Below are 15,507 nucleotides of genomic sequence, written 5' to 3' on the forward strand. Positions count from 1 at the left end.
GGAGACAGACCATGAAGTACTGCCTCGTCGTCGATGACTCAGCGGTAATCCGCAAGGTCGCACGCCGTATCCTGGAAGGTCTTCAGTTCCGCATCGCCGAAGCCGAGGATGGGGCACGCGCCATCGATGCCTGCAAGGGCGAGATGCCCGATGCCGTGCTGCTCGACTGGAACATGCCGATCATGGACGGCTACGAGTTCCTGCGCACGCTGCGCCAGATGCCCGGCGGCAAGCGGCCGAAGGTCGTCTTCTGCACCACCGAGAACGACATCGCCCATATCGCGCGCGCCATGCATGCCGGAGCAGACGAATACATCATGAAACCCTTCGACAAGGAAATCGTGGCGTCCAAGTTCCATCAGGTCGGCCTGCTCTGAGCAGTCCGGCGGGGGCGGATGCCCGATCTCCGTCGGACGGCACTGCCGATCCAGTAAGCAGCATGAGCATGATGGCGTCCCGCCTCCCCCTTCCGGCCCCACCGACCCGGCACAAGACGGTCGTGATCGCCGACGATTCCGTTGTCGTGCGCGGGCTTTTCGCCCGTTGGCTGGGGGAAGCCGGCCATTTTCACGTCGTGGCGGTGGCCGGCGACGGCGAGACGGCCGTGGCCCATGCGACGCGCTACAAGCCGGACGTCATGGTGCTCGACCTCGACATGCCGGGCGTCGACGGCGCTGCGGCACTGCCGCAGATCCTCAAGGAAAGCCCCAATACCGGCGTCCTCCTCGCCGCCACGCTGAACGAGCGCAACACCCGCATCGCGCTGGAATGCATGACCAAGGGCGCGATGGACGTCGTCTCGAAACCTGACAGCCGCGCCGGCATGACGCTGTCGCTGGATTTCCGCAGCGAATTTCTGCTCAAGCTCGGCAACATCGCCCATACGCCGGCACGCCCCGGCTCGCTGCCGCCTGAGGTCGACATCGTCGATCTTCCGCATGGCGGCCCCGTCAATCTGCGCCCCCTGGTTTCGGTGATGCCGCGCTATCTCGTGATCGGCGCCTCGACCGGCGGGCCGCGCGCCGTCGCCAAGGTGCTGTTCGATATCGGCGAAGGCCTTCACGACCTGACGACGCTGGTCGTCCAGCATATGCCGCCGCTGTTCACGGCCTCCTTCGCCGAGCAGATCGCGAGCCACATCGGCGTGCCCGCGCGAGAGCCCTTCGACGGCGAGCGCTTGATGCGCGGCACCGTCTATGTCGCGCCGGGAGGGCGCCATCTCGGCATTGACCGCCGGCTCGGGCACATCGTCGCGCGGATCGGCGACGAGGCGCCGGTCAACTTCTGCCGGCCCGCCGTCGACGTGCTGTTCAACGATGCCGCCCGCCATCTCGGCGCTGCGACGATGGGGCTCGTTCTGACGGGTATGGGTAGCGACGGCACGGAGGGCGCCGGTGCCCTGCGCAAGGCCGGCGCGGCCGTTCTGGCCCAGGATGAGCCGAGCAGCACGATCTGGGGCATGCCGGGCGCGGTCGTCCGTGCACGCCATGCCAGCAGCGTGATCGCGCTCGACGAGATCGGCGCCTCGATTCGCTGCCTTGTGCGCGGAGTGCAGCCGGCATGACCGAGACCGATTTCGCCTTCCTGCGCCTGCTGCTGCAGCAGCGCTCGGGCCTGTCGCTGACGCCCGACAAACTATATCTGGCGGAAAGCCGCCTGAGCATCCTGTGCCGCCGGCGGGGCATCGCCGATATCGCGACGCTGATCGGCCAGTTGCGGCTCGGCCGCGATCGCGTGCTTGAAAGCGCTGTCGTCGATGCGATGACGACGAACGAGACGCTGTTCTTCCGCGACCGCATGCCGTTCGAGCTGTTCCGCGACGTGATCCTGCCGGAACGCATCGCGGCGAACGCCGCCAGCCGCTCGCTGCGCATCTGGTGCGCCGCCGTATCGAGCGGACAGGAGGCCTATTCGCTGGCCATGATCATCGACGACCTCGCCGAGCGCCTCGCCGGCTGGAAGGTCGAGATCATCGGCACCGACATCTCCTCCGAGATCCTGGAGAAGGCGCGCTCGGGCATCTACAGCCAGTTCGAGGTACAACGCGGCCTGCCGATCCAGATGCTGCTCAAGCATTTCGAGCAGCGCGGCGACAAATGGCAGATCTCGGAGCGGCTGCGCCGCATGATCGATTTCCGCCATCACAATCTGCTGGAGCGGAACGATCATTTCGGCCGGTTCGACGTCATCTTCTGCCGCAACGTGCTGATCTATTTCGATGTGCCGACGAAGGTGAAGGCCCTGGAGTTGCTGGCGCCGCGCCTCGTCCCCGACGGAGCTTTCGTTCTCGGCGCAGCGGAAACGGTCCTCGGGCTAGCCACCAGGCTGACCTGCGATCCCGAGCACCGGGGCCTCTACCGCCAGGCTGCTCTCGCCGCGCAGCCGCGCAACGCCGCGCCGCTTGCCAATCGAAGCTTTGCGCCACCGCTGGCGAGCTGGCGCGCCTGAGCGCCGGACATCGCCACATCGGCGTCGTCGGCAGTCGGCCAAAACAAAAACCCCGCCTCGCGGCGGGGTCCCGTCGACCTGTCGTGTACATCCGACGATCAGGTCAAAACTTGTATGCCATCGCTTCGTGACTGCCCGATGACGGGCCGGCGACGGGGATGCGTCAGGCCGTAATGCGCTCGTCGACCTCGGAAGGTTCGCGCAGCACATAGCCGCGGCCCCAGACGGTCTCGATGTAGTTCTTGCCGTCCGACGCGTTCGCCAGCTTCTTGCGCAGCTTGCAGATGAACACGTCGATGATCTTGAGCTCTGGCTCGTCCATGCCGCCATAGAGATGGTTGAGGAACATCTCCTTGGTGAGCGTCGTGCCCTTGCGGAGCGAGAGCAGCTCCAGCATCTGGTATTCCTTGCCGGTGAGGTGGACGCGGGCGGCGTCGACTTCCACGGTCTTGGTGTCGAGGTTGACGACCAGATCGCCGGTCGTGATGACCGACTGGGCGTGGCCCTTCGAGCGGCGCACGATCGCATGGATGCGGGCGACCAGCTCGTCCTTATGGAACGGCTTGGTGAGATAATCGTCGGCGCCGAAGCCGAGGCCCTTCACCTTGTCCTCGATGCCGGCGAGGCCGGAGAGGATCAGGATCGGCGTCTTGACCTTGGCGACGCGCAGGCTGCGCAGCACCTCGTAACCCGACATGTCGGGCAGGTTCAGGTCGAGCAGGATGATGTCGTAGTCGTAGAGTTTGCCGAGATCGACGCCCTCTTCGCCGAGATCCGTCGTGTAGACGTTGAAGCTCTCGGATTTGAGCATGAGCTCGATGCTTTGAGCGGTCGCGCTATCGTCCTCGATCAGCAGAACCCGCATGTCCACGTCCCCAATTTCGCCCGCAGGGCAGGTTAACCGTTGCTTTCGCCCGGACCTTCCCGGCCCTTGGCGACGACGCACTTGCCCAATGAAACGCCACGCGACACGCTACGAGGAAACTGGTTAACAAACCGTGATTCCCGAGCGCAAGCGCTTCCTCGGAGAAAGTGAACGATCCTTGTCGAGGTGAGTCGAATTTGACACGGATCGATGAACTCTCACCCGCGAAAAGCGCCCTTTCGCGGAGGGATGCTGCGAGAAACGGGGCCAAAGGGCCCTGCGACACGCGGCAGCCTCGATCTGCAGTGTTAATCACAGAGCTTAACGGCTGGTAAATGAGCGCAATTTGTTAGGAACCATTACCAAATCATCCACAAGGGCGATTTGCCCCCCCCCTCGCCGACCGGCAAGGACGTCATCGCATCATGAATTCCCCCTCGCACGGCCATGACCGTCTTTCGGCCCTCGCCTCCGCCATCGAGCACATCGAGGGGGTGAGCATCTATGGCCGCGTCATCGGCGTGCGCGGCCTTCTCGTCGAGGTCGCCGGACCGATCGGCGCGATGAGTCTGGGTGGCCGTGTCGGCATCGAGATCGCCGCCGGCACCCGCGTTCCCTGCGAGGTCGTCGGCTTCTCCGGCGAGAAGGCGCTGGTGATGCCCTTCGGCGGTCTCGACGGCGTGCGCCGTGGCTGCCCGGTCCATGTCGACCGCGCTCAGCCCGGCCTGCGCCCCACCCCCGCCTGGCTCGGCCGCGTCGTCGATGCGCTCGGCCGGCCGGTCGACGGCGGCCCGCCACTGCCGCAAGGCGATACGCTCTATGCCTTCCGCAACGATCCGCCGCCTGCGCATAAGCGGCGGCGCGTCGGCAGGCCACTCGATCTCGGTGTCCGCGCTCTCAACGCCTTCCTGACCTGCTGCATAGGCCAGCGCATGGGCATCTTCGCCGGCTCCGGCGTCGGCAAGTCGGTCCTGCTCTCGATGCTGGCCCGCTATGCCCAGGCCGACGTCAACATCATCGGCCTCGTCGGCGAGCGTGGCCGCGAGGTGCAGGAGTTCCTGCAGGAGGATCTCGGGCCGCAGGGCCTCGCCCGCTCGATCGTCGTCGTCGCCACCTCCGACGAGCCGGCGCTGATGCGCAAGCAGGCGGCGCTGACCACGCTGACGCTGGCAGAGTATTACCGTGATCGTGGCCTGCAGGTGATGTGCCTGATGGACTCGGTCACCCGCTTCGCGATGGCGATGCGCGAGATCGGCCTCGCGGCAGGCGAGCCGCCGACGACAAAAGGCTACACGCCGACCGTCTTCGCCGAGCTGCCGCGCCTGCTGGAGCGAGCCGGCCCCGGCACAGAAGACGGCGCGATCACCGGGCTCTTCACCGTGCTGGTCGACGGCGGCGACCATGATGAGCCGGTCGCGGACGCGGTGCGCGGCATCCTCGACGGCCATATCGTCATGGAGCGCTCCATCGCCGAGCGCGGCCGCTATCCCGCCGTCAACATCCTGAAATCGGTTTCGCGCACCATGCCCCGCTCCTGCGATCCGGCCTATTACCCGACCGTGCAGAAGGCCCGCGCGACGCTCGCGACCTATGCCGACATGGAAGAACTGATCCGGCTCGGCGCCTACCGCCAGGGCGCTTCGGCCGAGGTCGACGAGGCGATCCGCCTGCATCCGGCGCTTGAGGCCTTCCTCAAGCAGGCCAAGGACGACGCGACCCCCTTGCCCGAATGCTATCAGCGCCTCCACGCGATCATGAGCGGCAGCGCGTGACGCCGGTTCGTCCTCACAGGAAACCCTATCGATGATCGGCTCGGCTCTGATTGGCGTCGTCACCCTTATCCACATCTACATCGTCATTCTGGAGATGTGGCTGTGGGATACGCCGCGCGGCCACAAGGCTTTTGGACTGACGCCTGAATTTGCGGCGCGCTCCAAGGTGCTGGCGGCCAATCAGGGGCTCTATAACGGCTTCCTCGTCGCCGGCCTCGCCTGGGGACTCTGGCTCGGTGCCGGGGGCTTCGCGATCAAGCTGTTTTTCTTGGCTTGCGTCCTCGTAGCCGGCCTCTTCGGCGCAGCAACTGCCAGCCGCAAGATCCTCTACATCCAGGCGCTGCCGGCGGCCCTCGCCATCCTCGCCCTGCTGATGGGTATCTGAGCCGCTTCAGGCCCGCGCCATCATCCGCACCAGGGCGAACATCGCGGCGAACCCGATTGCCTGGATCGCAGCGGAAACGATCAGCGTCAGGTCGGCTCCAAGCCGCTCGACCATCACTGCGAAGAGCAGCGGCGCGGCGGCAAAGGCCATGTTCTGGGGCACGGTGAGCTTGCCTAGCATCGCGGCGAAGCCGTTCCGGCCGAACAGGGCGAGTGGCAATGTTGCCCGTGCCACCGAAATCACGCCCAGCGCCGCGCTGAACAGCATGACGAAGCCAGCCGCGGCGCCAATCGTCATCGGAACGAAGGGCAGCACCAGGCATAGCGCCGGCCCCAGCATCAGGCCGAGCAGGGCGGTCTTCTCCGCCGGCAGGCGCTCGCCGACAGTGGCATCGATGGCGCGCGCTGCGATCGTCGCCGGCCCGCTCAGCGTCGCGATCCAGACGGCTTCCGCCTGCGTCAGCCCGGCCTCCTGGAACAGCGTGATCAGGTGCAGCGGCAGCCCCCAGGACACCAGCCCGCTCGCCGAGAAGGCGAGCGCCACAAGCCAGAAAGCCGCCTTGCGGGAAGAGGACGGAACGCGCCCTTCCTCGCCGGCCGAGGGAACTCCGGTCACCTTCGCCGCCGGCTGCACGGGCTGGAGGCGCGGGACTGCGGCGTAGATCGGCAGCACGATCACGATCTGCATCGCCGCGAAGACGAGCACGGTGATGCGCCAGCCGAAAGCATCCATCAGAACTGCGGTCAGTGGCCAGAACACGCTGGAGGCAAGACCCGTCACCAGCATCATCAATCCGATGACGCGCCGGGTCCGCTCGCCCATCAGCTGCGCGATCGCGACGTTGCCGACATTGGCGAGCGACATCGCATGTCCCAGCCCAATGACGAACCAGCTCGCGAGATAGCTGACCGGCCCCTGTGCGGTGGCGAGAACGGCGAGCCCAAGCGCGCAGATGACCGCGCCGACGCACATCGAGCGGCGCGTGCCTTCGCGGTCGAGCAGGCGGCCGATCGCCGGAGCGACCAGCGCGCCGGTGATCAGCAGAATGGTGATGCCTCCGAAAACGATCTCGGCATTGAGGCCGAGATCGCGGTCGAGCGCGCTGACCAGCACGGAAGGCGAATAGAAGGTCGAGCCCCAGCCGATGATGCGCGTGAGGGCGAGGCCGAAAAGCAGGGGGCCGTGCCCGCCGAAACGAGGAAAGGCAACCAAGACAGGACATCCGCTGACAACGGGCCGAATGGCCGCTGGCTCAGTGACTAGATCATCGCGACAGGCCGCGGCAGGAGCCGCGACGCGGCTTGAGCATGCAGAAAAAGCAGCCCGTCTCGGTAAGGAAAGGTCAACCTCCTTGCGCCATGCTGCGCCACGTCTCGCGGATAGAGTTCAGGCCCGCGCCGAGGGGTCGGCAGAGGCCAATGCGTAATCAGGAGTTGGAAACGACATGAAGTCGCGAGAGACCCTTCTGCGGTTGAAGCGCTTTCAGGTGGACGAGAAACGTCGCCGGGTGAGCCAGATCGAGATGATGATCGCCGACTTCCACAGGATGGCGAACGATCTCGATCGGGAGATCCAGTCCGAGGAAGCCCGCGCCGGCATCACCGACTCGTCTCACTTCGCCTATCCGACCTATGCCAAGGCGGCTCTGGGCCGCCGCGACAACCTGCGCCAGTCGGCCGACAATCTGAAGGGCCAGCTCGACGAGGCCAAGGCCGAGCTGCAGGAAGCCTTCGAGGACATGAAGAAGGTCGAGATTCTCGACGATCGCGAGCGCGCGACCGAGCGTGCCGCGGAAGCCGCCCGCGACCAGGCGACGATGGACGCGATCGGGCTGCGTTCTCGCGCCTGACCCGCTTCAAGAGTTCGAGCGAAGTGGACACCGGTTCGCGTCGGGAAAATGCGATAGAATAAAGATCCTGTAGTTCCCAGGGATTCAGTGAAAAGGGCGGCGTCCTCGCGGACGCTGCCTTTTTTCATGCGATGACGGGATGGTGCTCGACGGCGTCCCTGCGCAGCTTGCCGGTCAGGCGCGGATCATCGTCGACCTCGACCCCGCGCTTGAACACCGTGAAGCCCGAGCGCTGATAGAAAGCGAGCGCGGCCGGGTGATCGAGCGTGCAGGTATGCACCCAGAAGCGCGAGATCGGCCGGGCCCAGGCCAGTTCAAGCGCCCGGTTCATCAGCCAGCGACCCGCCCCCTTCCCGACCACGGGCTCATCGAGCCCGAAGAAGGCGAGCTCCCCCTCCCCCGGCACACGGAAATCCAGTTCCAGCAACCCCGCATCCTGCCCGTCGAAGCGGACGGCAAAGACCGTGACAGCCGGATCGCCGAAGATCGCTTCGAGTTCGGCGCGCGGCTTGGTCAAGCGGCTGAACCACATCCAGCGCTCGCCGAGCCGGCGATAGATGCGCAGATAGCGCTCGATATCCGACCGATCGATCGGGTCGAGCGAGAAGCCCTCGGTCCCGGGCGGATTGGAGCGCTGCGTCGGCCGCTCGAACATCTCGAGCGATGTCACGATCGTCGCGATCTTGCCCGGCGGCAAATCGGTCGTTCCGTTCAGGGTAATGGTCAGGCTCTCGGACATGGAAGGCAGATCGCGGCTCGAAAGAGTGGTCGTCGCCGCGATCATGACATGATCGCGGTCGAAAGAGCATGGCGTGATGATGCATGCCCGGCGTGACACCATGGTTGGATCGGGGCGGCCGCGACGCGGCCGCCCCGCCGGCTGGCTGTTCACGCTGCTGGTGATGTGTTTCGCGGTGCTGCCTCATGTCACGTTGGCGGCCTCGATGATGCGCATGCCGATGGCCACCTCGTCGCATCACGGCGAGACGACAGCTGCAGGCGCGGGCGAGCGGGCCGAGGCTCCCGCCCCCTGTCACGAATCGACCGCGGCCAAGCACCCGGTTTCCGCCGCGCCGCCTTGCTGCATCATCGGCTGCGGCCTGATCGCGCAGGCGCCGTCGGCCCCGATATTGCCGGTGCTGATCGTCTGGTCGCGGACGCACCCGCCGATCGCGATGCTGTCCCGGGGGCTCTCCATCGAGCCGGCAGAGCGCCCGCCACGCGCCCTGGCGATCTGAGTCGAAATTTCCACGGATTATGACGCCGCTTTCCGGCGCGATCCGCGTTTTCCATCGTTCAAGGACAAGACAGATGAATCGTACAGCAATCGCATTGGCCGCCTTCCTCGCAACCGGCACGCTGGGCGGCGCCGCGCAGGCGCAGCAGCATCACGGCCAGCACGGCGCGCCCGCTGCCGCAACGACGGCCGAGAATGCATCGACCAAGGCCTACAAGGCGGCCAACATGAAGATGCACAAGGACATGGACATCGCCTACTCCGGCGATGCCGATGCCGACTTCGTCCGCGGCATGATCCCGCATCATCAGGGCGCGATCGACATGGCGCGCATTGTCCTGGCCCACGGCAAGGACCCGGAGATCCGCAAACTCGCCGAGAGCGTCATTCGCGACCAGGAGAAGGAAGTCGCGATGATGCAGGATTGGCTGAAGAAGAACGGCAAATAACCTAGTCCAGCGCGGGGGCAGGCGTCTTCGGGCGCTTGCCCTTGCCCCCACACGCTGGCACAGAGAACGACAGGTTCGCGCCGCAGCGGTGACGACGTGGGCCACCCGCCACCCGTCACCAGTTCCCAGCCCCGCGGCCTGTATGAAACGTTATCTCGACTATCTCTGGCCGATCATCGGGCTCGTCGCGGTGGTCTGGTCGGTCGAATTGCTCTGGGGCAAGCTCAAGGCCGAAGCCGGATCCGACGCCGCAATCGAAGCGCTGCTCACAGATGCCAGCCTCTGGCAGAGCATCAAGATCATCGCCCAGCGGATCGGCCACAAGATCGCGGTCATCCCGCCGGAGGCCTTCTTCCACGCCGCGCTCGCGACGCTCGTCGCCTATGCCGCCCTCGCCTGGTACGACCGGATCGCCCTGATCCATCTCGGCAAGGAGAAAGGCATCTCCTGGTTCTATATCTCGCTCTGCTCCTTCGTGACCTACGCGCTCTCGCACAATATCGGCGCCTCGGTCTTCTCGGGCGGCATGGTGCGCTACCGGGCCTATACGGCGAAGGGCCTCACGGCCGCCGAAGTTGCAATGCTCGTCGCGCTCTGCTCCTTTACCTTCGCCTTCGGCACCATCTTCCTGATGGGCCTTGTCCTGATCTACGAACCGCAGATCCTGCACCCGCTCGAACGGATGTCGCGGTGGTTCGCAATCAGCGACAACGCGGCGCGCATGATCGGCGTCGGAATGCTCGCCTTCGTCGCGCTTTATACGATCGGCTCGTGGCTGCGCTTCAAGCCGCTGAAGATCGGCAAGTTCGAGATCATCTATCCGCGTCTGCCCATCGTCATCAGGCAGTATCTCGCCGCGCCGCTCGAACTGGCAGGCGCGGCCGGCATCATCTATTTCGCGCTGCCCGATCAGGGCAATCCGGGCTTCCTGATCGTGCTCGGCGCCTTCCTGCTGTCCTTCTCGGCCGGCCTTCTGAGCCAGGTCCCGGGCGGCGTCGGCGTGATGGAGGCGGTCTTCCTTGCCGTCATGCCCGGCGTGCCGGCCCCGGCGGTCTTCGCCGCGCTGCTGATCTGGCGGCTGTTCTATCTTATCCTGCCGCTGGTGTTCTCGCTGCCTATCGTGCTGGCCTTCGARCGGGCGCAGCTCAAACGCAGCACCCGCATCGCACCGCCGCCCTGAATCAGGCCGTCACAGTCTTCGCGGGCTTGGCTGATGGCCGCTTGAGCGCAATCGCGGCGGCTCCGAACATCAGCAGCGCGCCGGTTGCCTCCGACCAGCCGAACGGCTCGTGCAGGGCCAGGACGCCGACGGCGACGGCGATCGCCGGGCTGATGAAGGCGTAGAGACCGGCCCTGAAGGCGCCCCAGTCGCGCAGCAGCCGCATATAGATGGTAAAGCCCATCAGCGAGCCGCCGATCACAAGGAAGATGAGCGCGGGCAGCACTGGCCACCGCACCAGCTTCGCCAGATCGTCGTAGCCGACCGGCTCTAGGGAGAGCGAAACGGCGGTGAGGCCGACGCCGCCGATCAGGGTCTGCCATCCGGCGAGCGTCAACGTCGGCATCGACCCCGCGATCGGGCGCGCCAGCACCGCGCCGACACAGTAGAGCAAAGTTCCCGCCGCTACGGCCGCAAGCCCCCATGCCTCCAGCGGATCGCCCTGCGCCAGCGACAATCCGCCAAGCGCGCGCGTCGCGAACAGGAAGCCGAGGCCGACCGTGCCGAGCCCGATCGCCGCGAGCTTGCGCCCGTCGATGCGTTCGCCCTCGAAAGCGCGGGTCGCCAGCAAGGTGAAGATCGGGATCGTCGCGAAATTGACGATGGCGGCAAGCCCGCTCGGCGCATGCGCCGTGCCCCAGAACAACAGTGTGTAGTTGCCGGTGTTGAGCAGCAGCGCCGTGCCGATCAATCGCGGCCAGGCATCGCGCGGCACTTTCGGCACGTCGCGCCCGGCCCAGATCAGCATCAGCAACCCGGCGATGGTGAAGCGTGCCGCCGCCAGGAAGACCGGCGGCACATGCGCCGCACCGACCTTGACCGGCAGCCAGGTCAGCCCCCAGACGAGGCACATGACGGCGAAGAGAGCAGCGTTGCGGGACATGGCCTCCGCTTAGCCGCAGCTCCCGGCGCTGACCATTGCGCCGCGGGCATCGGACCCCCGTGGAAAGCGGAGGCGAGCCTCAGACGCTGCCGACGGTCTTCAGGCGCACGCGCGGATGGATCTCGGCCTGCGACAGCACCGGCGTCTCGCGGCGGAAGCGCTCGATGATCTGGCGCGCGAAAGGCCGCGCCATGGCCGAGGTGACGAGTGCCGGCATCTCGCCGATGCGTGCGGCATCCTCGAACTTGTCGCGGACGTGATGCACGAACTCCTGCAGCCGCGAGGGCTGCATGGCGAGGTGCCGGTCCTCGCCCTGTCCGATGACCGACTCGGCGAAGACGCTTTCCCAGGCTGGCGACAGCGTGATGATCGGCAGCACGCCATGCTGGTTCGAGAACTGCGCGCAGATCTGGCGCGCCAGCCGGGCGCGGACATGCTCGGCGATGTCGCGCGGATTGCGAACGCCGGCAGAGACCTCGGCGACGCCCTCGATGATCGTCGGCAGGTCGCGGATCGAGATGCGCTCCGAAAGCAGCAGCTGCAGCACGCGCTGGATGCCGGTGGTCGAGATCTGGCTGGGCACGATCTCCTTGACGAGATCGGCATGGTCCTTCGGCAGCTCGCGCAGGAGCTTCTGCACCTCGCTGTGGGAGAGCAGCTCCGGCATGTTCGATTTCAGCACCTCGGTCAGATGCGTCGAAATCACGGTCGCGGCGTCGACCACGGTGTAGCCACGCAACTGCGCCTCGTCCTGCAGGGCGCCGTCGATCCAGGTCGCCGGCAGGCCGAAGGTCGGCTCCAGCACATTGTGGCCGGGCAGGTTCACCGAGCCGCCCATCGGGTCCATCGCCATGTACTGGCCGGCATAGACGATGCCATGGCCGGCATCGATCTCCTTGATCTTGATGTAGTAGTGGTTGGCCTCGAGCTGGACGTTGTCGACGATGCGAACCGCCGGCATGACGAAGCCGAGCTCGGCGGCAAGCTGGCGCCGCAGCGCCCGCACCTGATCGGTCAACCGGTCCTGTCCGCCCGCGGCATTGACCAGTGGCAGCAATCCGTAGCCGATCTCGATCTTGAGCTCGTCCATCTTGAGCAGGTCGTTCAGCGTCTCCTCGCGCGGCGAGCCGTCCGCCGCCAGCGCCGCGCCGGGCTGCGCCGCCCCGGTGAGCGCCTGCTCGGCCTCGCGCGCCTTGGCAGCCTGGCCGAAGCGCCGGGCGAGGAAGCCCGCGCCACCCGCCAGCAGCAGGAAGGGCAGCATCGGGATACCCGGCAGCAGCGCGATCAGCAGCATCACCGCGGCCGACATGCCGAGCGCCTTGGGATAGCCGGAGAGCTGCTTGCCGAGCGCCTTGTCGGCGGCGCCGCGCACGCCCGCCTTCGAGACCAGCAAGCCCGCCGCGGTCGAGACGATCAGCGCCGGGATCTGGCTGACGAGGCCGTCGCCGACGGTGAGCTGCGTATAATTGGTGGCCGCCTGGCCGAAGCTGAGCCCCTGCTGCGCCACGCCGATGATGATGCCGCCGAGCACGTTGATGAAGGTGATCAGCAGGCCGGCGATGGCATCGCCGCGCACGAATTTCGAAGCACCGTCCATCGAGCCGAAGAAGGAGGATTCGTCCTCCAGCGCCTTGCGGCGGACCTTGGCCGTCTCCTGGTCGATCAGGCCGGCGGAGAGATCGGCGTCGATCGCCATCTGCTTGCCGGGCATGGCGTCGAGGGTGAAGCGGGCCGCGACCTCGGCGATGCGGCCCGAACCCTTGGTGATGACGACGAAATTCACGATGATCAGGATGGTGAAGACGATCACCCCGATCACGAAATTGCCGCTCATCACGAAGCCGGCGAAGGCCTCGATGACGTGGCCCGCCGCCGAAGTGCCCTCGTGGCCATGCGCGAGGATGAGGCGCGTCGAGGCCAGGTTCAGAGCCAGCCGGAACATGGTGACGATCAGCAGCACGGTCGGAAAGGCGGAGAACTCCAGCGGCTCCTCGATGAAGAGCGCGGTCATCAGCACGAGCACCGACAGGATGATCGAAAGCGCCAGCATCAGGTCGAGCAGCACCGCCGGCATCGGGAAGATGAGCACCACCAGGATGCCCATGACGCCGATCGCCAGGAACAGGTCCGGCCGGTTCAGCAGCTTTCCCAGCGCGCCGCGATCCGGGATGCTGAACCCTCTTCCCTGCCCCGCCGTCACATCGGTCATCGACCGCTCCGCCCGCCCTATGCCCGCCCATGGCAGGCCAGCACTCCGAAGCGGAGCGCGACCCGGCAATTCTTGCCGGGTTCATGGTGAATGAATGGTTAAGCCCGGCCTCGGGCACCTGTCCCCGAATGCGTCACCGGAACCTTCGCGGACACGGATTGTTTGCGTCTCGACCCAACGCGCACCGGCTCCGCCGATATCACGCGAAGTCATTCCTGCGCCGGCAGCTCTCCCGTGCCGGTGCCTGCCCTCTCAAAGCGCCGCAAGAGCGCCGTTCATCGTCGGGGACGACCCGTGCAGCATGTTCAATCGCAGGCAGCGGAACGCCCCGTCGTCGAGACCGACGTGCCCGCCCGTCTCGACCGGCTTCCCTGGTCGCGCTTCCACACGCTCGTCGTCGTTGCGCTCGGCGTCACCTGGATTCTCGACGGACTCGAGGTGACGCTCGCGGGCGCCGTCTCGGGAGCGTTGAAGGAAAGTCCGGTCCTCCGCTTCACCAACACGGAGATCGGCATTGCGGGGGCGGCCTATATTGCCGGCGCGGTGCTGGGCGCCGTCTTCTTCGGCTGGCTCACGGACCGTCTCGGCCGCAAGAAGCTCTTCACGATCACGGTTCTCGTCTATCTCTCGGCCACGGCCGCGACCGCCCTGTCCTGGAATGTCGCGAGCTTCATCGCCTTCCGTTTCCTGACCGGCATGGGCATCGGCGGCGAATACACTGCGATCAATTCCACCATTCAGGAGCTGATCCCGGCCCGCGTGCGCGGCTGGACAGATCTCGTCATCAACGGCTCGTTCTGGATCGGCGCAGCGCTTGGTGCGCTCGGCGCCATCGTCCTGCTCGATCCGGCCCGGATCGACCCGGAATATGGCTGGCGCCTCGCCTTCTTCATCGGCGCCGCACTGGGCCTTGCCATCCTCATCCTGCGGCACTGGATTCCGGAGAGCCCGCGCTGGCTGATCAGCCACGGCCACCCGGAGCGCGCCGCCGCCATCGTTGCCGATATCGAGCGCCGCGCCGGCTTCGTCGCGCCGGCAAACGAGGTTCTGATGCCGACCCGGCTGAGGCCGCGGGCCAAGACTCCGCTCGGCGAGGTCTTCCACGCGCTCTTCGTGGTCCATCGCGAGCGCGCACTCGTCGGCCTTGCGCTGATGCTGTCCCAAGCCTTCTTCTACAACGCCATCTTCTTCACCTATGCGCTGATCCTGACCGATTTCTACGGTGTGCCCTCGCAGCAGATCGGCTGGTTCATCCTGCCCTTCGCGGTGGGAAATTTCCTTGGCCCCCTGTTGATCGGGCGGCTCTTCGACACGATCGGCCGGCGCGTGATGATCGCGGCGACCTACGCCCTGTCGGGCCTGCTTCTGACCGGGACCGGCTATCTCTTCTGGAAGGACTGGCTCACGGCCTCCCAGCTCACCTTGTGCTGGAGCGCCGTCTTCTTCTTCGCCTCCGCCGCTGCGAGCTCGGCCTATCTCACGGTCTCCGAAACCTTCCCGGTCGAGATGCGCGCGCTCGCCATCGCCGTGTTCTATGCGCTCGGCACCGGCGTTGGCGGCGTCGCCGGCCCCTGGCTCTTCGGCATCCTGATCGACACCGGCTCGCGCGGCAGCGTTTTTGGCGGCTATCTGCTCGGCGCCGCGCTGATGCTGGGCGCCGCGATCATTGCGGCCCGTTTCGCGATCCGTGCCGAGCGTCGGCCGCTCGAGAGCGTTGCCAGGCCGCTGAACGCCGTCGATTGAAGTGAGCCGTGAGCCATAGGGACGAAAACCGCGCGCTCGGGAACAAAGCATCCTTTAAATGCATTACTTATCGCCGGCTTTCCGGCCTTAAGAATGGATGGGACAACAGCCTGGAGGTCGTCGTGGACAGACGCTCATTCCTGATGACACTGGTCGGAGGCTTCGCCGCAGCCGGCATGGGCGGCATTGCTGCCGTCGAAGCGGCCCAGCCGAAGCCGGACCTGACGCCGGAAGCGGGGCCCGCGAAGGGCGATGAAGCAGTGCCGGCCGATGTGAAGGAGGCGCTGGACAAGACCGACGCCGAATTCAGCCAGTACTACTACTATCGCCGGCCGCGTTACGGCTATTATCGACGCCCCTATTACCGGCCCTATTACCGCCCGCGGTATTACTACCGGCCGCGCTACTATCGTCCGCGCTACTATCGCCGGCGCTATTGGTGAGCCCT

Annotated in this window: 16 protein-coding genes; 11 read left to right on the forward strand and 5 right to left on the reverse strand. The window is 66.1% G+C overall.

What is annotated here, in order from left to right:
* Positions 1 to 11 precede the first annotated feature (11 nt).
* The 3 genes from AC1DE3_RS04095 (at position 12) to AC1DE3_RS04105 (ending at position 2,448) form a co-directional block, all read left to right on the forward strand.
* Positions 12 to 377 carry a response regulator gene (locus AC1DE3_RS04095; protein ID WP_038359309.1) on the forward strand — a complete coding sequence of 122 codons (366 nt, stop codon included), beginning with the start codon at positions 12 to 14 and terminating at the stop codon, positions 375 to 377.
* Positions 378 to 445: 68 nt separating this feature from the next.
* Positions 446 to 1,564, forward strand: coding sequence for a chemotaxis-specific protein-glutamate methyltransferase CheB (gene cheB / locus AC1DE3_RS04100; RefSeq protein ID WP_441511931.1), 1,119 nt, complete (start codon positions 446 to 448; stop codon positions 1,562 to 1,564).
* Positions 1,561 to 2,448: a CheR family methyltransferase gene (locus tag AC1DE3_RS04105; RefSeq protein ID WP_476778821.1), complete on the forward strand. Its 888-nt coding sequence runs from the start codon at positions 1,561 to 1,563 to the stop codon at positions 2,446 to 2,448. Before cheB ends, AC1DE3_RS04105 begins: the two co-directional genes overlap by 4 nt.
* 163 nt (positions 2,449 to 2,611) lie before the next feature.
* Here the strand turns inward: AC1DE3_RS04105 and ctrA are convergent, their stop codons facing one another.
* Complete coding sequence (gene ctrA, locus AC1DE3_RS04110) at positions 2,612 to 3,313, reverse strand: response regulator transcription factor CtrA (protein ID WP_441511929.1); 702 nt, start codon at positions 3,311 to 3,313, stop codon at positions 2,612 to 2,614.
* A gap of 425 nt (positions 3,314 to 3,738) precedes the next feature.
* Here ctrA and fliI point away from each other — a divergent pair, with 425 nt between their 5' ends.
* Together fliI and AC1DE3_RS04120 are read left to right on the forward strand one after the other, a co-directional pair.
* Entirely contained in the window at positions 3,739 to 5,085 is a 1,347-nt protein-coding gene (gene fliI / locus AC1DE3_RS04115; RefSeq protein ID WP_476778820.1) for a flagellar protein export ATPase FliI, read from the forward strand.
* Between the two features lie 31 nt (positions 5,086 to 5,116).
* On the forward strand, positions 5,117 to 5,470 hold the full coding sequence (locus AC1DE3_RS04120) for a DUF1304 domain-containing protein (RefSeq protein ID WP_476778819.1): 354 nt from the start codon (positions 5,117 to 5,119) through the stop codon (positions 5,468 to 5,470).
* A 6-nt stretch (positions 5,471 to 5,476) separates the two neighbouring features.
* On the opposite strand, the gene AC1DE3_RS04125 is transcribed toward AC1DE3_RS04120, so the two are convergent.
* Positions 5,477 to 6,682 (reverse strand): MFS transporter, encoded by a 1,206-nt coding sequence (locus AC1DE3_RS04125; protein ID WP_476778818.1) that lies wholly within the window; start codon positions 6,680 to 6,682, stop codon positions 5,477 to 5,479.
* 232 nt (positions 6,683 to 6,914) lie between these two features.
* Between AC1DE3_RS04125 and fliJ the strand changes: the two genes are divergently transcribed.
* Positions 6,915 to 7,319 (forward strand): flagellar export protein FliJ, encoded by a 405-nt coding sequence (fliJ, locus tag AC1DE3_RS04130; protein ID WP_441511925.1) that lies wholly within the window; start codon positions 6,915 to 6,917, stop codon positions 7,317 to 7,319.
* Between the two features lie 124 nt (positions 7,320 to 7,443).
* Here the strand turns inward: fliJ and AC1DE3_RS04135 are convergent, their stop codons facing one another.
* Complete coding sequence (locus AC1DE3_RS04135) at positions 7,444 to 8,103, reverse strand: GNAT family N-acetyltransferase (protein WP_476778817.1); 660 nt, start codon at positions 8,101 to 8,103, stop codon at positions 7,444 to 7,446.
* A gap of 28 nt (positions 8,104 to 8,131) precedes the next feature.
* Between AC1DE3_RS04135 and AC1DE3_RS04140 the strand changes: the two genes are divergently transcribed.
* The 3 genes from AC1DE3_RS04140 to AC1DE3_RS04150 all read left to right on the forward strand — a co-directional run bounded on the left by AC1DE3_RS04140 (position 8,132) and on the right by AC1DE3_RS04150 (position 10,185).
* Positions 8,132 to 8,557: a hypothetical protein gene (locus AC1DE3_RS04140; RefSeq protein WP_476778816.1), complete on the forward strand. Its 426-nt coding sequence runs from the start codon at positions 8,132 to 8,134 to the stop codon at positions 8,555 to 8,557.
* A 73-nt stretch (positions 8,558 to 8,630) separates the two neighbouring features.
* Positions 8,631 to 9,005 (forward strand): CopM family metallochaperone, encoded by a 375-nt coding sequence (gene copM / locus AC1DE3_RS04145; RefSeq protein WP_476778815.1) that lies wholly within the window; start codon positions 8,631 to 8,633, stop codon positions 9,003 to 9,005.
* A gap of 142 nt (positions 9,006 to 9,147) precedes the next feature.
* Positions 9,148 to 10,185: a lysylphosphatidylglycerol synthase transmembrane domain-containing protein gene (locus AC1DE3_RS04150; RefSeq protein ID WP_476778814.1), complete on the forward strand. Its 1,038-nt coding sequence runs from the start codon at positions 9,148 to 9,150 to the stop codon at positions 10,183 to 10,185.
* Between the two features lies 1 nt (position 10,186).
* On the opposite strand, the gene AC1DE3_RS04155 is transcribed toward AC1DE3_RS04150, so the two are convergent.
* Complete coding sequence (locus tag AC1DE3_RS04155) at positions 10,187 to 11,107, reverse strand: DMT family transporter (protein WP_476778813.1); 921 nt, start codon at positions 11,105 to 11,107, stop codon at positions 10,187 to 10,189.
* Positions 11,108 to 11,186: 79 nt separating this feature from the next.
* Entirely contained in the window at positions 11,187 to 13,316 is a 2,130-nt protein-coding gene (gene flhA / locus AC1DE3_RS04160) for a flagellar biosynthesis protein FlhA (protein WP_476778812.1), read from the reverse strand.
* Positions 13,317 to 13,610: 294 nt separating this feature from the next.
* On the opposite strand from flhA, the gene AC1DE3_RS04165 reads away from it, so the two are divergent.
* Positions 13,611 to 15,059, forward strand: a complete 1,449-nt coding sequence (locus AC1DE3_RS04165) for an MFS transporter (protein ID WP_476778811.1) — start codon at positions 13,611 to 13,613, stop codon at positions 15,057 to 15,059.
* A 122-nt stretch (positions 15,060 to 15,181) separates the two neighbouring features.
* Positions 15,182 to 15,502 carry a hypothetical protein gene (locus tag AC1DE3_RS04170; protein ID WP_476778810.1) on the forward strand — a complete coding sequence of 107 codons (321 nt, stop codon included), beginning with the start codon at positions 15,182 to 15,184 and terminating at the stop codon, positions 15,500 to 15,502.
* Positions 15,503 to 15,507: the final 5 nt, after the last annotated feature.

Source organism: Allobosea sp. 10L417 (assembly GCF_056395485.1).